This is a genomic window from Dyadobacter ginsengisoli DSM 21015, from assembly GCF_059568735.1.
This window is the reverse complement of record NZ_JCANTY010000003.1, coordinates 888,362-907,639: the sequence shown is the minus strand read 5'-3', so window position 1 is coordinate 907,639 and position 19,278 is coordinate 888,362. Positions and strand designations below refer to the sequence as shown.

General features: G+C 49.6%; 10 protein-coding genes. 6 read left to right on the top strand and 4 right to left on the bottom strand.

What is annotated here, in order from left to right; genetic code table 11:
- Window positions 1–178 precede the first annotated feature (178 nt).
- Both BP71_RS14505 and BP71_RS14500 read left to right on the top strand, forming a co-directional pair.
- Entirely contained in the window at window positions 179–5,557 is a 5,379-nt protein-coding gene (locus BP71_RS14505; RefSeq protein ID WP_496380322.1) for a S8 family serine peptidase, read from the top strand.
- Between the two features lie 111 nt (window positions 5,558–5,668).
- Entirely contained in the window at window positions 5,669–6,646 is a 978-nt protein-coding gene (locus tag BP71_RS14500) for a nucleoside hydrolase (protein ID WP_496380320.1), read from the top strand.
- Window positions 6,647–6,651: 5 nt separating this feature from the next.
- Here the strand turns inward: BP71_RS14500 and BP71_RS14495 are convergent, their stop codons facing one another.
- From BP71_RS14495 to BP71_RS14485, 3 genes are read right to left on the bottom strand one after another with little or no spacing between them, the layout of a single operon-like run.
- Window positions 6,652–7,464 carry an HpcH/HpaI aldolase family protein gene (locus tag BP71_RS14495; RefSeq protein WP_496380318.1) on the bottom strand — a complete coding sequence of 271 codons (813 nt, stop codon included), beginning with the start codon at window positions 7,462–7,464 and terminating at the stop codon, window positions 6,652–6,654.
- A 12-nt stretch (window positions 7,465–7,476) separates the two neighbouring features.
- Window positions 7,477–9,903, bottom strand: coding sequence for a hypothetical protein (locus tag BP71_RS14490; RefSeq protein WP_496380316.1), 2,427 nt, complete (start codon window positions 9,901–9,903; stop codon window positions 7,477–7,479).
- 9 nt (window positions 9,904–9,912) lie between these two features.
- Entirely contained in the window at window positions 9,913–11,028 is a 1,116-nt protein-coding gene (locus BP71_RS14485; RefSeq protein ID WP_496380314.1) for an acyltransferase family protein, read from the bottom strand.
- A gap of 208 nt (window positions 11,029–11,236) precedes the next feature.
- Between BP71_RS14485 and BP71_RS14480 the strand changes: the two genes are divergently transcribed.
- The 4 genes from BP71_RS14480 to BP71_RS14465 are packed head-to-tail and all read left to right on the top strand — an operon-like array spanning window position 11,237 to window position 17,224.
- The gene (locus BP71_RS14480; RefSeq protein WP_496380312.1) at window positions 11,237–13,843 is read left to right on the top strand and encodes a family 20 glycosylhydrolase; all 2,607 of its coding nucleotides are present in this window, start codon (window positions 11,237–11,239) and stop codon (window positions 13,841–13,843) included.
- Window positions 13,844–13,891: 48 nt separating this feature from the next.
- The gene (locus BP71_RS14475; protein WP_496380310.1) at window positions 13,892–14,722 is read left to right on the top strand and encodes an ROK family protein; all 831 of its coding nucleotides are present in this window, start codon (window positions 13,892–13,894) and stop codon (window positions 14,720–14,722) included.
- A 53-nt stretch (window positions 14,723–14,775) separates the two neighbouring features.
- Entirely contained in the window at window positions 14,776–16,032 is a 1,257-nt protein-coding gene (locus BP71_RS14470) for a sugar MFS transporter (RefSeq protein ID WP_496380308.1), read from the top strand.
- A 31-nt stretch (window positions 16,033–16,063) separates the two neighbouring features.
- Entirely contained in the window at window positions 16,064–17,224 is a 1,161-nt protein-coding gene (locus tag BP71_RS14465) for a XylR family transcriptional regulator (RefSeq protein WP_496380306.1), read from the top strand.
- Here the strand turns inward: BP71_RS14465 and BP71_RS14460 are convergent, their stop codons facing one another.
- Window positions 17,225–19,264, bottom strand: a complete 2,040-nt coding sequence (locus BP71_RS14460; RefSeq protein ID WP_496380304.1) for a M13 family metallopeptidase — start codon at window positions 19,262–19,264, stop codon at window positions 17,225–17,227. It lies immediately after the preceding gene.
- Window positions 19,265–19,278 lie beyond the last annotated feature (14 nt).

Here is a 19,278-nt window from a genome sequence, read left to right as displayed (position 1 = left end):
CGGGGTTGTATTTTACACGTATAGGAGGGATGGTGTTGCCGTTTGTTCATTCTGCTATCAGGATGACAATCAAGTAGTTTTGATCGTGTAGTAAATTATATTTAACAATTTCAGAATTAATTTGTATTATTTAGCCAAATAAAGTAGAATAACCTCTCCCAATAAAGTTCGAAAAAGTATGAAATGGAAAAACCTTTACCACACACTATGGCTGGTGCTCGCATTGCGTATCGGCGCTGATGCTCAGGTCGGGGATTACAGACTGCACCTGCGAAGCGGTTCCTATACCCCGGAAAAGAATGTATCGGCGGCTGGGAACGCCAGGATGTCCGCTTTCCCATCACAGAAATCTTTCGTGATCATCCAGTTTGATGATATTCCCGGCGACGAAGAACGACGGCAGCTCCGGGCAGAAGGGATAGAACTCCTTGAGTACATACCGAACTTCGCCTACACAGCTACGATTTCAGGATCCGGCAATCCGGGTGCGCTGGCCCGGACGAAAGGACGGGCAGTGATCCAGTTAACCGCGGAGCAGAAGATGGAACGAACGCTCGTGAACGGGCAGATTCCGATCCGCTCGGTAAAGGTGACGGGCATGGCGGATCTTTGGATCAGTTATCCCAGAACATTTGCCTTTACCGAAATCGCAAGTGCGTTGAAGGCACGCAACTGGGAGCTGGTTGGAGACGAGTTTAAGCAATACCAGATACTGACCGTGAGGGTTCCGTTCGATCAGATCCGCGAACTGGCAGGCGAGCCTTACATCCAGTACGTACAGGCGATTCCGCAGGAAGATAAATCATTTAATAATAAAAGCACTGCCAATTCGCGTGCCAACGTGCTGGCATCTTCTCTGCCAGGCGGGAGAAACCTCACGGGAAAAGGTGTGGTGGTAGGGATAGGAGACGACTCGAACCCATTACAGCATGTGGACTTCAATACGCGCATTATTAACCGCACTCCCATTGAAGCAGGTTCACACGGTGTTCATGTGATGGGTACGCTGGGCGGTGCTGGACTGATGAATGAACTGTTCGCCGGATACGCACCCAAAGCCCGCATCGTTGCCCAAAGTTATTCGGGTCTCCTTGCGTATGCGCCCCAGTATGTGCAGGACTTTGGAATGGTTGTTACCAACAACTCCTATGGGGGTGACGTGAATACCTGTGAGACTTTTGGAGTGTATGATCTTTATTCGTATCTGCTCGACAGGCAGGCTATTGAAATGCCAAATCTGCACCACGTATTCGCGGCGGGTAATAGCGGAAATGTAATGTGTTCGCCATATCCTGCTGGTTTTGCCAATGTGCTGGGCGGATATCAAACAGCCAAAAATGTCCTCTGCGTAGGCAACACAACTAATGTGGCTGCGCTTTCGACGAATTCGAGCCGGGGCCCGGTACTGGATGGGCGGATCAAGCCGGAGATTACTGCCCAGGGCTCGGCAGTGATGTCGACAATTCCAACTAACCTTTATGGAAGCGGCAGCGGCACCAGCATGTCGTCCCCGGCGGTGGCGGGTGGAGCCGCGCTGCTGTACGAGCGTTACAGACAGTTGAACGGAAATCAAAATCCTAAGAATGCATTGGTTAAGGCGCTGCTCTGTAACGGAGCAACGGACAAAGGGAATGAGGGGCCGGACTACAGATTTGGCTTCGGATGGCTTAACCTGCTCCGTTCGGTCAAGATGCTTGAATCGCAGAGTTATAAAAACGATTCAGTCGGACACCAGGGGACTCAGAATATTTCCATTCAGGTCCCTTCCGGCACAGCGCAGTTAAAGGTAATGCTGTACTGGAATGATCCCGCCGGTTCTGTTTTGTCGAGTCAAAACCTGGTTCATAACCTGGATCTGTCGGTGACGAATCCCCTTGCAGCAGTGACTTTACCCCGGCTACTGGATCCGGCCCCCGCCAATGTCAATAACGTCGCCGGCACCGGGGTCGACAATCTCAACAATATGGAGCAGGTCGTCATCAACAATCCCGTCGAAGGCAATTACACCATCTCGGTTAAGGGAACATCCGTAGGGCAAAAGCCACTCCAGGATTACGTGGTTGTATACGATATCGTCCCGAATTCGCTGACTCTTACCTATCCCATCGGAAAAGAGCGGTTGAAGGATGCTGACGCATTCTATGTGAGCTGGGATGCTTATGGTAATGTCGCCAGCACCTTCACGGTTCAGTATAGTTTGAACAATGGCGCTTCCTGGACTACGATCGGAAATAATCTGGCAGCAGCGACAAGGCAGCTTTTATGGACGATCCCGGCGGGTACAATTGCTGAAAAAGCAAAGGTTAAGGTTATTCAAAACAGTACCGGTGCAGAAAGCATCAGTGAACCTTTTACGATTCTGGGCGTTCCGGCTGTGACTTTATCCACATTGCAATGTGAAGGTTATATTTCCATAGACTGGACTGCCGTAACGGGCGCTACGGACTATGAGGTAGTGGCCCTGAAAGGCGATGAGATGATACCTGTGGGTACCACTTCGGGTACTAACTACGTATTCAACGGGATGCTCAAAGACTCGACTTACTACGTTTCCGTACGTGCGAGGATCAATGGGCAGCCGGGGAGAAGAGCGCTGGCGATCTCGAGAAAGCCTGATAGCGGAACGTGCGCGGGTACTATTTCAAACAATGACCTGAAAGTCGAATCCATTCTTACGCCTGCTGCTTCGGGAAGAAAAAACACCTCCGCCCAGCTGGGGAATTCAGTGTTTGTAAAGATCCGGATCAAAAACCTGGATGATGTGGATTTTAATGGCCCGGTGGATGTAGGCTACGTGCTGAATGGCAATGCCATTCCCATTGAAAAAATTACGCCATTCATTGAGAAGGGAAAGACTTATGATCACACCTTCTCAGTCGGCGCTGACCTTTTCAATCCCGGAGATTATACTTTCAAAGTTTTCATCCATGGCAACAATGATGCCGTAACCGCTAACGATACATTGACCAAAACATTCAGGCAACTGACCAATGATGCGATTGCATTGCCTTTCACAGATGACCTGGAGTATCTCCCGGTACAGACGGCGGTAGCAGCGCAGGTTGGACTCACAGGCGATGGCCGGTATGATTTCTCCCCTACGACGGATGCCGGCAGGATCCGGAGTTTTGTCAATTCGGGATTTGCAAAATCAGGTCAACGGGCACTGACGCTGGATGTAAACAGGTTTTATACAGCAGGAAACACCAATTACCTGGTGGGCACATACAACCTGGGTGCTTATGATATGAATTCGGATGACGTCCGGTTGATTTTTTCCTATAAAAACCACGGACAGAAAACGAATGTGAATAACAAAGTCTGGATCCGGGGTAAAGATACCGACCCATGGATCGAGGTCTATGATCTTTTTGCGAATCAAAATCTTACCGGACAGGGCTATAAAACGACTCCCGGCATTGAGGTAAGCGCTTTGCTTTCCCAAAACAGCAAAAATTTCTCGTCAAGTTTTCAGGTGAGATGGGGACAATGGGGGAGGTTAATTACCGCCGATTATAGCAATGGTTCCGGATATTCCTTCGACGATATCAAGATCTTTACCGTTACAGACGATATTCAGGTACTTGCATTGAATACGCCGGCTGAAGAAAACTGCGGCCTCGGCACGACAGAACCGATATCCGTCAAAATTCGGAACAGTTCGGCGAGGAATATTACCAAGCTTCCCGTGGCATTCCTGGCGCCAAACGGCACGATTGTCAGAGACACGATTCCCTCGATTAACAAGCGGACTACGATCGATTTTACATTCGGAGCTAAGGCCGATTTGTCTGCGATCGGGCCATTGAACATCAAAGTATGGTCGGCATTGGATTCCGACAGCTATCACGATAATGATACATTGACAGTCAAAATCTACAACGCCCCGGTACTTAGCACTTTTCCTTATCTTGAAACCTTTGAAAACAATGATGGCTTCTGGAGCGCAAAAGGCACGAACAGTTCATGGCAATACGGAAAACCTGTTTCAGCCAATCTCAATAAAGCTGCAAGTGGCAGCAAAATATGGAAAACAAACCTGTCGGGAGGGCATAATGATAAGGAAGAGTCGTATCTGTATTCACCTTGTTTTAATGTAAGCAGTCTTTCCGTCCCCACACTGAGTTTTAGTGCAGCTATTGATCTGGAAGTGTGTGAGCCTACACCGTGTGATTATGTCTATCTGGAATATTCAGGTAACAATGGCCCATGGACACGGCTGGGCGCTGTGGGACAGGGCACCAACTGGTACAATAAAACTTACTCGGGAAGCGGTGCCTGGAGTTTGCAGGATTATCTCCGCTGGCACGTAGCCACCATCCCGTTACCTACCGGTTTTACTACGATGAAGCTTAGGTTTGTGATGATGTCGGATGGTTTCACACACCGGGAGGGCATTGCGATTGATGATATTCATATCTACGACCGCCAATCGGCGATCAATGATGCGCAGGGTGCACCGGTGACTCAAAATGTAAACGGAGGAAACAGTTGGGTCCACTTCGTACAGTCCGGAAAGGTGATCGCTTCGATTTACCCGAACGGACAGAATCTGGGGAATACGGAGGTGCAGGCCTATGTTTATACAGGTTCCGTACGAAACGCTAACGGCCAGTACTATCTGAACAGGAATTTTACTGTCAAGCCGGCTAATCCGGTATTTTCGGATTCTGTTACGGTACGGTTCTTCTTTTTGGAAACAGAGAGTGAAGGACTGCTGAGTGCTGCCGGATGTGTTACATGCGGAAAACCAGGAAATGCATTTGAGCTGGGCGTTTCCAAATATCGAAATGCTGCGGATATAGCAAAAGAGGACGGCTCGATTGCGAACAGCGTTCAGGGAGGATGGACTTTTCACCCGGCCGGACAGGTTAAAATTGTCCCGTATGATAAAGGGTATTATGCAGAGATGAAAGTGAAGAGTTTTTCAGAGTTCTGGCTTTCCAAAGCATTTGCGGGTAATCCCGACGCATTGCCGGTTGAACTCGTTAGTTTCAATGCGAGAAAGAAAGAAGGTGTTGAGCACAAGAGCGATGTTATTCTGGAATGGGAAACAGCTTCTGAGGAGAACTTCGATCATTTTAATCTGGAAGTAGCACGCGGGGACGCGGCGCTTCGGGAAAATAAGTTTGTTAGCCTGACCCGCATCGATGGGGAAGGAGACCTGAAAATTGGACGGAGATACGGTTTTGTCGATCAGACCCCAGACAAAGCGGGGACGTTATACTATCGCCTCAAAATGACCGATGCCGACAGTACTTTTCAATATTCCAGAATAAGAGTGGTCAACTTCGATGAGCGCAATGCTTTCTCGGTTTTCCCGAACCCCTCAAAGGGCACATTCTACATCGGAAATCTTTCAGATTCAGACCGGGATGTTTCTGTTAATGTCTATGACCTGCACGGAAGGGTTTTGAAAAGCCTCCGTCCCCCGATATCCGATGCCATGCAGCGTTATAAAGTGGATCTGTCAGGAAAAGAATTCAGGGAAGGGATGTATGTACTGGAAATAGTCAGCGGTGAAACAAAACAGGCATTCCAGGTGTTGAAAGATTGACCTGGGGAGACAATGGTTGATGTGAAACGATGGAAAATGGTATGTTTCGCATCAGGTCTTTAGAAAAATGCGAATAGTACTTATATCGCGCTGCCTTCAAGTAATACGATTATGAACAAAGTTTTATTGATCCTTTGCCTTTTCACACTGTCCTATGCTGATGCTCAAACAACCGGCCGATCCGTAAATACGTTGATCCTGGACACGGATATTGGGCCGGATTACGACGATGTGGGCGCAATGGCTGTAATGCACGCGCTGGCAGACAAAGGTGAAGTAAGACCGCTTGCCGTTATTTCCTCCAACAAAAATGAGCTTGTAGTCCCTACAATCGAGATTCTGAACACCTACTTTGGAAGACCGGACCTTCCGACCGGCGCTCCGAAAGGCAATGGGGCAAACTTTGGCGCTACTCAGAAGTGGCCCGAAATGCTGGTTGAAAAATACTCACACAAAATAGCGCGTACTTCCGATGCCCCCGATGCCGTGGAGACCTATAGGAAGATCCTGGCCAAACAACCCGACCAAAGTGTCACCATCGTAACCGTGGGCTTTCTTACGAATCTGGCTGGTTTGCTGGATTCCGCACCGGATGCCTACTCGCAGTTGTCCGGGAGCAGCCTGGTCCGCAAGAAAGTGAGGCAGCTGGTCGCAATGGCGGGTGGGTTTCCGACGGGGCGGGAGTATAATGTACTGGTGGATTCGGTCGCGTCTGCAAAAGTATTTGCCGAATGGCCTACCGAGATTCTTTTCAGCGGGCTGGAAATCGGAAAGGAAATAAAAACCGGCAAAAGAGTGATTGCCAATGAGAACCTGAAAAGTCCGGTTAAAGAAGTCTTTGCCATGGCAATGCCCCAAAGTAAGGGCGATGCAGATGGCCGGATGAGTTGGGACCAGACAGCGGTCCTGGTGGCTATTCGTGGCATTCAGCCCTATTTCGGGGTCAAACGAGGAAAAATTGTAATTAATGGGGGTAACAACAGCTGGGTGGATGATCCGATGGGTCCGCACGCTTATCTTACCCCCGCTATGCCTTTCGAGCAGCTTACCGCTTTGATCGAAGGGCTGATGATGTGGCAGGGCAAATAACCTGGCTACACCACCATGGCACCACCGTTCCTGTTGGTAAGCGTATCACCCGCTGCGGCTTTGATTTTATCCAGATCCGCATTGAGTCTTTGGGTGAAGAGCGCAACATCAAAACTATGTACGACGATGTTGACCCCTTCCTTCATCCATTGGATCTGCCTTTCCGGTTCCAGCGAAAAATGGATACCAATCGCCAATCCTTTGGCGCGGGTGGTCCGGATAATGTGGGTAACCGCCTTTTCAAAGTCGGGATGGTCGTACTGCTCTGGTAGCCCCAGACTGACGGACAAATCGTGGGGGCCAATAAAAACAGCGTCCAGGCCGGGCACCGACAGCAGGGCATCCAGGTTGTCCATCGCAGGCACGCTTTCGATATTGGCGATACAGATATTTCCTGCATTATATTTCTCCACATATGCCCGCAGATTTTCAGGCATGGGAACCGCGCCGCTGAGATAGTTGTCGAGCATTTCGCCTTTAAGCGGACGGTATTTTGTTGCACCAACCAGTTCGGTGATTTGCGCTGTTGATTCGAGGTAGGGGGCTACAATTCCTTTGGCACCCGCATCAATAGCCTGGCAGGCCAGATACGGGTCGGGGCAGGGGATGCGAACGATGGGTGTGATGCCGAGATGTCTGAATTGCTGGCACAAGGTGGCAAGCTCTGGTCTGCCGAGCGGTACATGCTCGGTATCCAGAAACACAAAATCGACACCGGTTTTTTGAATCGCGGCAGGCCACATTGGGGCAGTTGAGGTAATGCAGGTACCGTACACATTGCTGCCATTGTTTAATTTATCAAGTAATGCAGAATCCATCTTGGGTTTGAGTTATTGTTTCATAAGCCATATCTCGGTCACCTGAGAGCCCCGCTCGCCTTCGCCGCAGGTCCAGTTGAATACCACTTTCCCGTCGGAGGTAGCGACCTTGGGTACACTGAATTCAAATGTCGGTTGCTCACCGGTTTGAATAAAGTCGTGGACTGCTTGTCCGTCGTCAGTGGTCATTTTCATGCGTGACCGGAATCGTCCGGTGTAGGAAATCCGGATGCGGTAGGTAGCCTCCGGGTCGAGGTTGTCATATTTGATCTGTAATGGTTGGTCGTAGAGGGTTTTGGCTTGTTTCATCCAGGTCCTTGGCGTAACCTGGCCCTTGAAACCGGTTGCCTGGATTTCATCGACCCATTCTTCTCCTACCAGCCCAACCCCAAAACCGACACGAGGCGATTGCAGACTACCCGGATCTTCTTCCCACGAGAGCCCGGGAATAACGCGGTACCAGCTTTCAGGGTCACCGAAATGATCATAAAACCCACCCGGGCCCGGGTCTGTACGATGCAGGACAGCATTTATTTCTTTCAGCATTTCGTTTTCGCTGTTCAATTTTTCGATTCTGCGAAGCTGGTCGAGCAGATAAGGCGCATCGTTCAGCGGCATGTTGATCAGGTCCACGAAATTCCCTCGTCCCGACATCGCACCATGTTTCTTCATCGTTAGCTGTGCACCAATGCTTTTGTATAGTGAATCGGCCAGGTCCTGGCATTTTTGTTGGTAGGCGGCTAAGATGGGCTCCCTCCAGGCGCGTTCCAATATGCCTGTTGCCTCACGCATCGTTTTTACCGCGCCCAGAGTACCTGCTGTTTCAAGTGTTCGGCGCGCAAGTTGTTCCAATTCGGTTTCATAGAGGAGCCGCTGCCGCGTATATGCATCGAAGTATGCGCGGATTAAGGCCATCTGAAAGCGGGCATTCTGCAGTAATTTAACCGGCGCATTCTTTTCCAGTGTTTCCCATTGAGTGAGGGTGAGGTCTACAGCGTCATTAGTGAGCAGCTCGCCGCGCCAGTTTTTTTCAAGTGCAACCAGTCCCTGGGCACCGGCTTCGGTATACTCGTGCCCGAAGAACAGCCTGGTGTAGTCGCGCAATGTTTCCATAACCGGTGTTTCAGGGTTCCAGTCCTGATCGCTCCATACAAATTTGTTCAGATCGTCATTGGTGCCCTCCGAATAACTGACACTGCCGATGCCATATTGATCCAATGCATTGTGGATCGCTTTTTCATCAAAAGGCCGGGGATTAATGCTTTCACGGCCTAGTGTCATCGCCCACGCCAGGTCCCAATGGGGCACGGGATACTGCGCGCTATAGTTATGTGTAATGTCAGGATAATGGCGGATGGGAATGGAAGGTTTGAGCAGCTCCCGGATTTTTTGTACCGGGATCTTGACCCAAGGCCCGAATACAACGCCGCCAAACCAGGGATATTCCTTGTTGGCGTGGGCAAAAAAGCTATCGAACCATTTGGCGGTAGGACGGAAAACCTGTGGTGAAACCCAGATTTTGGCTTTGGGATGGTATTTCTGTAAAACAGCAGCCTCTTTTTCCAGCCAGGCGAACAGTACGTCAGGTTCCAGTTCACCCGGGTCTCCCGCGGGAACGAACACGCCATCCAGTTTGGGAAGACTTGCAAACACCTGATCGCGTTCTGCGAGCTCTCTGGCAAGGGAGTCGGGATGAACGTAGTTTTTGCCCATGTTGGGATACCATATCGAAACATCCAGCCCGTATGACTTGCAAATACGGGATTGTTCGACGATCATCTGTGCCGCCGGAATTTTCATGTGGCGGCTCGTAGCGTCATCGTCTGTGCGTGGAGGTAATATTTCAATGGTGTTTGCTCCAAACAGTGCGAGTTCCCGGATGTATTGGTCGAATGCGGCGACCGTAAATGCGTCGTAGGCATTAGTCTTGGGACGATAACCTAGCTGATGGCCACGCATCGGGTAACGGGGACTGGTGCTGATGGCCAGTTGGTCGGAGACGATGAGCTTTCCCTGTCCCATCTCCGCCTTTCTCAGCAAACGTCCGATGCCGTAGAGAATACCTCTTGCGTCTTTTCCGACAACAATCACTGTATTGGATTTGCCGACCGTTACGACTTTAAAACCCTCACTTCCGGTTTCCTGCAATGTGGCCAGCGCCATGCGATAAGCTTCGGGGAGCTTTGCAATATCATTTTCCAGCGCAATCACGATCGCACTTCCGATTTTGGGGAGTTTTTGGGCAATGGGAAGTTTGATGCCAGTCCTTTTCTCAACCTCCTCCTGGAGTACTTCAATACTCCTCAGCAATGCAGTTTTCTCTGTTGTGGGCGTGAAGATCTGAGCTTTGGACAGATTGACGGATTGGGCAAACGCATGTTCTGCCGGAATGGTCAACAAGAGCAGGATGAATAATAGTAGAGACGTTTGGCAGCGCATAAATGGAGGTCAGAGCTTGATAAATATTTTTCTTTGATACAGGAGGTACGCCGGGATAAAAATAATTCCTACAAAAAACAGCGCATAAAGCATGCTTGCGAGGCGTGGATCCATGCCGGTTTGGGCCAGTCCCGCAACGGCGTGATGATTTAATGTAGAACCCCGAATCGGAAGCAAGTAAAAAAAGAGTGCAAAGATGTCGGCCAGAACGTAGGCAGTAATGGCATTCGCCCCGAAAATGACGCCTGGCGATATTCCTCTGGTATTTCCGCGGATGTCGATGAGGAAGTATAGCAGCCCCAGCAGCATGGATGCGAAGCCGGACGTGACCATTACGAAGGAACTTGTCCATAGATTTTCATTGACAGGGAATATCAGGCCCCAAAAGTAGCCTAGTGCTGCCGAGATAAACCCGGCTGTCATGAGACTGTTGCTCTTTTCATTAGGTGAGAGCGGACTAAGCATGAGCCTGCCGGCCAGCATGCCGGTGATCGTGGTAACGATGGATGGGATCGTACTCATGATGCCCTCCGGGTCCCAGGTCCCCTGCCACATTTTACCGGGGAGATATTGTTGATCGATCCAGGCGGCGAGATTGACTCCGGGTTCCAGCATGACCTTACCGACGCCCGGAGTAGGGATTGTCGTTAATGCGAGCCAGTACAAAAGCAGGAGGCTGGCCCCGATCCAGGCCTGCTGTTTCCAGTCGGTATTCAGAAAAAGGATTGCACAAACCAGGAATACGATTGCGATGCGATGCAGCGTGCCCGTATAGCGCAGGTCCGAAAAGTTGAAGTCAGGGAGCATGTTAAGGAACATCCCTACTGCAAAGATTTTCAGGGAGCGGATCAGGATCTTCCGGTACAGGTCACCTTCGAGACCGCCTTTGGCCCTGAAAGTTCGCTGCCGGGAATACGCCAGCGTAATGGATACTCCGACGATAAAAAGGAATGTCGGTGCGATAAGGTCCGTAAATGTGAGCCCGTTCCATTTGGTATGGCGAAGGGTAGGAAAGACATATTTCTCGCTGCCAGGGAAGTTGACCATGATCATGGCTGCGATAGTGAAGCCGCGCATCGCATCCAGAGAAAGTAGCCTCGACAATGGGGCAGAAGGATTTTCCATATCAGCTGTTTAATGGATTCAATACGGGTGCATGGCTTGGAAGGGCTATTGGCAAAACGAAGAAAATAGGGGTTATGTGCAGGTGCTTTACTCCACGCTGACGCTTTTTGCTCCCTGCACTAGTATATTTTGCGCAATTATCAGTAATTAGGATATCATTATCCTGTACATCCAGGCACATCCTAATCCAGCCTTCTTTCTTAATCATATGAACAAACTATTCTTTCTTTCTCTGGCCTTGTTCGGCCTGTTGCTGTTGGTGAGTTGCAACAAATCGGACCAAGTATCAAAGGAGCAGGCCGAGAAAATCGGCATCTCATGGAAGCTCGTCAGCAATTTTATCGAACCACAGGGAAGATTTGAAGCGCAGTTTACGATCCGGAACGGGAGTGATTTTACGCTGGACGGGTCGAACTGGAAGTTGTTTTGGAATATGTCCCCAAGACCTATTCAATCCAACAAAACACCGCAGCCAGCTGTAATAGAACACATCAACGGCGACTGGTACCAAATGGTAGCGGCAAAGGACTTTAAATTGGCACCGGGAGATTCGGTGATAATTACTTATACCGGTACAGAGGGGGTAGTCAAGGAAACGGATGCGCCGCTGGGCTTGTATTTTGTTTTTTATGACAAGGATGGAAAGGAAAAGGATATCGTTCAGGTGGCAGATTATAAGATAGAGCCATTCACGACCAAAGAGCAAATTCTGCGCGGGAAAATGGATCTCAAACGAGTTCCAACCGCTGAGACACGATATAAAGATAATCTGACATTTACGAGGTTGGCCGACGATCAGCTTTTGAAGATCATTCCGAGTCCGGTTAAGATCACGCCGGGTTCGGGCACATTCACGTTGACAGGCAGTACCCATGTATTTTACCAGGAAGGGCTCGAAAACGAAGCCAGGTACCTGATCAGCAAATTGAAGGCACTAACGGGTACGGATCTTCCGATCCAGGCCGGTTTGCCCAATGCCGCTTCCGCCGACCAGTCCGCTATTGTCCTGAAAACCGGAAAGGTGAATGTAAACGGGGTGGCTGCCGAAGCATACCAGCTGGGTATCAATCAGAACGGCATTACCATTGAGGGGAGCGACGCTGCCGGCGTGTTTTACGGCGTTCAGAGCTTGCTGCAACTGGCTCCTACGGATTCTTACCAAAAACCCGTCGCTTCTCTTGGATTTGGATTTGTTCAGGTGCAGGATGCGCCCAGGTTTGAGTTCAGAAGCTTGCACCTGGATGTAGCACGTAACTTTCAGACGAAGGAATCGGTGAAACGTGTGATTGATTTGCTTTCTTCCTATAAGGTCAATCACCTGTTGCTATATACGACCGAGGACGAAGGCTGGCGGATCGAGATAGATGGCTTGCCGGAACTTACGCAAGTAGGCGCGCAACGCCAGCATACGTCGGGGATGGGCGCACCTGCATTGCACCCGGGATATGGGTCGGGCCCCATTGCCAATGAAAAAGGTAAGCATGGCAGCGGCTATTATACCAAGGCGGATTTCATTGAAATACTTAAATATGCTCATGAACGGCACATCAAAATCATCCCGGAGCTGAACTTCCCCGGCCACGCGCTGGCGGCAATCAAGTCGATGGAGGCCCGGTATGAGCGGTTGATGAAAGAAGGAAAAGAAAAAGAGGCCAACGAGTACCGGCTGATCGACCCCGATGACAAGTCAGTTTACATCTCGGCACAGGGTTACAAGAACAATGTGGTGAGTGTAGCGCGGGAGTCAACCTATAATTTCTTTGTGAAAGTGGTGGACGAGATCTCGAAACTGTACGAGCAGGCGGGCCTGAAGATGGATACTTTCCACACCGGTGGTGACGAGGTTGCTGACGGCGTGTGGACAAAGTCGCCTATGGCCGCCAAGCTATTGCAGGAGCATCCCGAGGTTAAAGGTCCGAGATATTTGCAGACCTATTTTTTCAGAAGACTGCTTCCCATGCTCGAAAAGCGTAACCTGAAAGTGCACGGATGGGAAGAGGTAGCATTAAACAAAACGGAAAGCGGCGCTTACCTCGCGAACCCGGAGTTTGTAGGACATCCTGTAATACCCTATATCTGGAACAATGTGTACGACGTAGATCTGGGCAACCGCCTGGCGAATGCGGGTTATCAGGTGGTTTTATGTAACGTGACCAACTTCTATTTCGATATGTCATACAACAATGACCCCAAAGAGCCGGGGCTTTACTGGGCAGGGTTTGTAGACACGCGCGATAACTGGGCTTTTGCGCCTTTCAATATGTTCCGGACCACCGAGGAAACTTCGATGGGCAAGCCTATGAAGGAAGAGTTTGTAGGAAAACAGGCTATGAAACCCGAGGCCAGAAAGAATGTGATCGGGGTGGAGGCGCAGCTTTGGAGTGAGACGATCAAGGGACGCGACATGATGGAATATTCGATCCTGCCGAAATTGCTGGGTTTTTCGGAAAGCGCCTGGGCAGCCGAGCGCAAGTGGGAGAACGTTGCGGATGATACGGCCAGAAAGAAGCTGATGCAGGAGGGATGGAATATTTTTGCGAATTCGATAGCCCAAAAGCATCTGCCCAGACTAAAGTATATCAACGGAGGCTACAATTACCGCTTGCCCCAACCGGGTGCGGTCGTAGAAAACGGAATGCTGAAGGCGAATGTCGAACTGCCCGGATTGGCAATTCGCTATACCACCGACGGTTCCGAGCCTACCGAACGGTCCCAGCTTTATGAAAACCCTGTGAAGGTTTCGGGAACTGTCATACTGAAAAGCTTCGATCTGGCCGGTAGGTCGAGCCGCAGTAGTGTTGTGTCAGCCCGATGAAGGTTTAAAAATTATGAGAGTTTCCTACTCAACTCCACACATCCGTCGATGAACATTGGTGTAGATATCGGCGGCACGAACATTCGTGCCGGGATAGAATCGGGTGGTTATATCACCCGGCAGAACAAAACTGTACTGGCTAACAAGCATTCGTTGTCGTCGACTCTCGATCAACTGATGGATGTCATCCGTCCCCTCACCGCATATCCTGTCAAGGGCATTGGTATAGGGGTACCGTCGGTCGTCGATGTCGGCAAGGGGATTGTTTATAATGTGGTAAACATTCCGTCCTGGGAAGAGGTGGCATTGCGGGACATTGTAGAAAAGGAGTTCAATTTGCCGGTGTCGATTAACAACGATGTAAATTGCTTTATTTTGGGAGAGCACCGTTTTGGGTTGGCTCAAAGATTCAGATCGGTGATCGGAATGGCGATCGGTACGGGGCTCGGCTCGGGGATTATTATCGATAATCATTTGTATGCCGGCAAAAATTGCGGGGCAGGTGAGATCGGAATGCTGCCATACAAAGACTCGGTGCTTGAAAATTATGTGTGCAGCCGGTTTTTTGAAGACTGCCTGGGAATCGACGCCTATGCAGCGCACGAAGCCGCATTAAAAGGAAACAAGAAGGCCATTGAAGTTTGGGAGGAATTCGGGGTACACCTTGGCGCCGTGATTAAGGCCATTATGTATACCTACGACCCTGAGGCGATTGTCATGGGAGGCTCCATTGCCAAGGCAAACCGCTTTTTTGAAGAAAGCATGCTCGACAGTATTCAGAATTTTGCTTATCCGGAATCGTTGAAAAAGTTAACATTGCTCGTGTCCGAAAACGAAAATATTGCATTATTGGGGGCTGCTGCCTTGCTGGACGATTGAGCGTAATGCGGAATAAAATTTAAATCAGGTTTATCAAACCAGGAACAGCCCTCATGCAAAGGAATATCTTCATTGTCATTCTGATCCTTCTTATATTTTTTGTCATTTCCTTTCTGACCAACATCCTGGGTCCCATTATTCCGGATATCGTCAAGAGCTTTGATCTCAGTATCGGGCTAGCCGGTTTCTTACCATTCGCGTTCTTTGTCGCGTATGGGGTAATGTCTATCCCGGCCGGTCTGATGGTAGAGAAGTTTGGGGAGAAGGTGATGCTCATCCTGGCTTTCTTTCTGGCTTTTAGCGGGGCATTGCTTTTTGCTTTGGTGCCCAGCTTTTTTGTGGCATTGTTCTCGCTTTTTGTCATCGGGGTTGGTATGGCTATTCTACAGGTGGTGATCAATCCATTGTTAAGAGTATCAGGTGGCGAGGAGAAGTTTGCATTCTATTCGGTGCTTGCGCAGCTGTTTTTTGGCGCAGCTTCGTTCCTGAGCCCGCTATTGTACAGCTATCTGGTGTTGAATGTGCATTCGGAGCAATCGGGTTTTCTGCTCGATACCCTGAACCGCTTGGTGCCTGAGAACCTTAAATGGGTGTCTTTGTACTGGGTTTTCGCCGTTATTGCATTACTGATGGTTGTTGTGATCACGATGGTCCGGTTTCCCAAAGTAGATTTACTGGAAGATGAGCGGATCGATGTAGGAAAATCGTTCGGAGAGCTTGCTTCGAACCGATTGGTATGGCTTTTCTTTCTGGGGATATTCGCTTATGTCGGAACGGAGCAGGGCATAGCCAACTGGATTTCGCAGTTCCTACAAACATACCATGCAGTGGATCCTGCAACCACCGGCGCTTCCGTCATATCGTATTTCTGGGGTTTGCTGACGGTCGGCTGTTTTCTCGGATTGGTTTTGCTCAAAATACTGGATAGCCGGAAGGTACTTGTTTTCTTCACCTGTGGAGCGATCGTGTCTCTTTTGTTGGCACTTTTCGGCTCCAAGGAGATGGCGCTGATCGCATTTCCGCTTACGGGTTTCTTCGCGTCGGTGATGTATTCTGTGATCTTTTCACTGGCGCTTAACTCGGTACCCAAGCATCACGGAACGTTTTCCGGCATTCTCTGCGCAGGTATTGCCGGAGGGGCCGTGGTGCCGCTGATCGTCGGTGGGCTGGGGGAGCTGGTCGGACTACAATGGGCCATGTTATTCCTTTTACTTCCGCTGGGTTATATTCTCAGCATCGGGCTGTGGGCAAAGCCATTGGTCAACAATGAAACAGTTTCCAGTTTGAAAGAGCTTTTTGGCATTAGCTAGGTGATTCAACAGGGTATTAACAACTACTACAATGTACAAGATTATCCTGCTCCTGGACTTTGCAGAGGAATACAGCAAAAGCCTGATGAAAGGGATTAATGCGTATTCCAAAGAGTTTGGCCCCTGGATCTTCTGCCGGATGCCGCTTTTTCACCGGGAGACGATCGGGATCGACGGAATCCTGAAATGGGCGTTGGAATGGGGTGCGGATGGTATTGTCGGACAGCTTTATAATAAAGAAATAGACAAGATCGTGCGGGCGGGAATTCCGGTTATTGCGCAGGACTTTAAAGAGCGCTTTACCGAAATCCCCAACATTACCGGTGCCTATCATGAGGCCGGCCAAATGGGCGCCGACTACTTTCTGAAAAAGGGTTTCACCAATTTTGCCTTTTACGGATTCAATGATATTGTTTGGTCACGGGAACGGGCCGAAGGGTTTGAGGGACATTTGCGTTCCAAAGGACATAAAGTGCATTACTTCGAGCACAAAAAGTCGCGGTCTACGGAGCTGTGGTATTACAAACCCAGCTCATTGAGCCGCTGGCTGAAATCCCTCCCCAAGCCCATTGGGCTCATGACCTGCGACGATAACCAGGGACAGCATATCACAGAAGCTTGTCGGCACGTAGGCATACGTATACCTGAAGAGGTAGCTGTGTTAGGTGTGGATAATGATGAAATGATCTGCGACCTGTCCGATCCTCCCTTATCGAGCATTGCGCTGGATGTTGAAAAAGGGGGTTATGATGCGGCAAAGTTGCTGGATCATATGGTCAAACACGGGACTGCCGATTATTATGACATCATTGTCAGGCCTACCCAGGTCATTACCCGCCATTCGACGGATATCTATGCTACGAATGATGATCATATCGCATCTTCATTGAAGTACATCCATCAAAACATCGATAAAAACCTGCACGTGGATGAAGTAGTGAAGCAGGTACCCTTGTCACGCCGTGCACTGGAAAAGCGTTTCCTTGAAATCACGGGTTATCCGATCTATAAATACATCTTCAACCTGCGGATCGAGAAATTCACTCAAAAACTGCTCGATACCGATATGTCGGTTTTTGAAATCGCATTGGATATGGGACTTGGGGATAGCAAAAATATAGCCCGCCAATTCAGGCAGGCTAAGGGATGTAGTCCAAGTGCTTATCGCCACAAATACCTGGCCGGCAAGTAGCTACCAGATCACCACACGGGCTGAGTCGGATAATACCATTTTGCTTCCGGCGCCACAGCTCCAGGCAGTCTGGAACTCCTTCAGGTGCGGGAGCGGGCCGTTGATGCGGTCTTTGGCAGGTGAATGCGGATCTGTCTGTACCTGGTTGCGCAATGCTTCGTCCGTCGTGTTCATATGCCACACCTGCGCCCAGCCGAGGAAGAAGCGCTGCTGCCAGGTGAAGCCGTCGATCGGAGCGGGTTCTTTGCCTTTCAGGGATTTTTCCAGAGCATAGTAAGCCAGTGTCAGACCGCCGAGGTCTGCCACATTTTCACCGATGGTCAATGCGCCATTGATCTTGAAACCGGGCAATGCTTCGATTCCGCTGAAATAGTCAATGTACTTTTTAGTCAGTTTGTCAAAATTGGCACGATCGGAGGCTGTCCACCAGTTTTTGAGATTTCCCTCGTCGTCGAACTGCGAGCCCTGGTCGTCGAATCCGTGTGTAAACTCATGACCAATCACCGCAATAATGCCCCCGTAGTTGATCGCATCGTCCGCGTTCCGGTTATAGAACGGGGGTTGCAGAATGCCGGCAGGGAAAACGACCTCGTTATTTAACGGATTGTAATAGGCGTTGACAGTTTGTGGTGTCATCAGCCATTCTTTTTTATCTACCTCCTTGCCAATCTTCTCCACTTGTTCTTTATGGCCGAACAACGAGGCCGATATCACATTTTCAAAAAGCTTGTCAGGTGCTATTTCAATGGAGGAATAATCTTTCCATTTATCAGGATAACCTATTTTGTAAGTGAATGCTTTGAGTTTTTTATGTGCTTTGGCCTTGGTGGAATCGCTCATCCAGGTCAGTTTATCGATCCTTTCGCCATATACCGCGCGCACATTCTCGATCATTTCAGATACCTTTTTCTTGTCTTCTTCGGGGAAGTACTTTTTAACAAACAGCTTTCCGAGGGGCATGCCCAGCAATCCATCGGTTGACCGGATAGCACGTTCTACCCGGGCCTTCTGCTGTTTGGTACCACGCATTACCGTGCTGAAAAAGCGGAAATCTTCCTGATCGAAGCTTTTGGGCAGGAAGCCGGCAAAGCGGGAAAGAAGCTGCCACTTCGTATAAAGTTTCAGGGTGGCAAGCGGCGTTGTTTTCAGGAGCTTGTTGAGATTCTGCAGGTAAGGCTTGTTCTGGACGATCAGCGTGTCGGTTTTTACGTCCTGTTTATCTGCAAATGTCTTCTGATCAAAGTCCGGGATCAGTTTTTCGAAATCGGCAAATGCCATTTTGTTGTAGGTCTTCACCGGATCGCGAAGCTCTACATTCGTCAACTGTAACTTCGCTACCTTGGTTTCGAAATCCAGAATGGTCTGCCCCGGAGCCGCTTCTGTGAAACCGGCCATGGAGAACATCTTATCGACATGTTTGACAAACTCTGCCCGGACTTTAATTGTACTGGAGTCTGTCCGGTCGTAGTAGCTTCTCTCACCCAGACTCAGTCCGTCCTGGCCCTGGTAAAGGATGTTGACCTTACTATTTCTCAAATCGCCTTCTACTCCGAAACCAGTGAGGGTCGAGACGCCAACTTTCTGCATTTCACCGGCCACCGAAGCCAGGTCTTTTAAGGAAGCAGTCGTATTGATTTTGTCGAGATAAGGTTTCAAAGGCGCCAATCCACGTTTTTCAATGGTCGCGGTATCGAGGAACGACTGATAGTAATCGGCGATCTGCTGTTCTTCACTTCCCTTTTTTCTATCCTGTGTTTTGGTGATTTCTTCAATAATGCCCTTTAAGCGAACTTCTTTATTTTCTTTGTCGAGTATCCCGAATGCGCCCCAGCGGCTCTCTGTTCCCGGGATGGGGTTTTTCTTTTTCCACCCGCCGTTGGCATAGGTATCGAAGTCGTTACAAGCTTTGGCGGTCGAATCCAGCGAGCTGATGTCGAATCCAGGGACTTGGGTAGAGTCTGTTTCTTCCTTTTCTTTCTTGCACCCTGCCAGGCTCACAACAAGGGCCAACGCGGCAGCGCCGAATGCGGCTGATCTCATCTTTGATGTATTTG

Bases quoted from the DNA above. Each gene is read 5' to 3' on its own strand.
- BP71_RS14505 (WP_496380322.1), top strand. From the start codon at position 179: ATGAAATGGAAAAACCTTTACCACACACTATGGCTGGTGCTCGCATTG.
- BP71_RS14500 (WP_496380320.1), top strand. From the start codon at position 5,669: ATGAACAAAGTTTTATTGATCCTTTGCCTTTTCACACTGTCCTATGCT.
- BP71_RS14495 (WP_496380318.1), bottom strand. From the start codon at position 7,464: ATGGATTCTGCATTACTTGATAAATTAAACAATGGCAGCAATGTGTAC.
- BP71_RS14490 (WP_496380316.1), bottom strand. From the start codon at position 9,903: ATGCGCTGCCAAACGTCTCTACTATTATTCATCCTGCTCTTGTTGACC.
- BP71_RS14485 (WP_496380314.1), bottom strand. From the start codon at position 11,028: ATGGAAAATCCTTCTGCCCCATTGTCGAGGCTACTTTCTCTGGATGCG.
- BP71_RS14480 (WP_496380312.1), top strand. From the start codon at position 11,237: ATGAACAAACTATTCTTTCTTTCTCTGGCCTTGTTCGGCCTGTTGCTG.
- BP71_RS14475 (WP_496380310.1), top strand. From the start codon at position 13,892: ATGAACATTGGTGTAGATATCGGCGGCACGAACATTCGTGCCGGGATA.
- BP71_RS14470 (WP_496380308.1), top strand. From the start codon at position 14,776: ATGCAAAGGAATATCTTCATTGTCATTCTGATCCTTCTTATATTTTTT.
- BP71_RS14465 (WP_496380306.1), top strand. From the start codon at position 16,064: ATGTACAAGATTATCCTGCTCCTGGACTTTGCAGAGGAATACAGCAAA.
- BP71_RS14460 (WP_496380304.1), bottom strand. From the start codon at position 19,264: ATGAGATCAGCCGCATTCGGCGCTGCCGCGTTGGCCCTTGTTGTGAGC.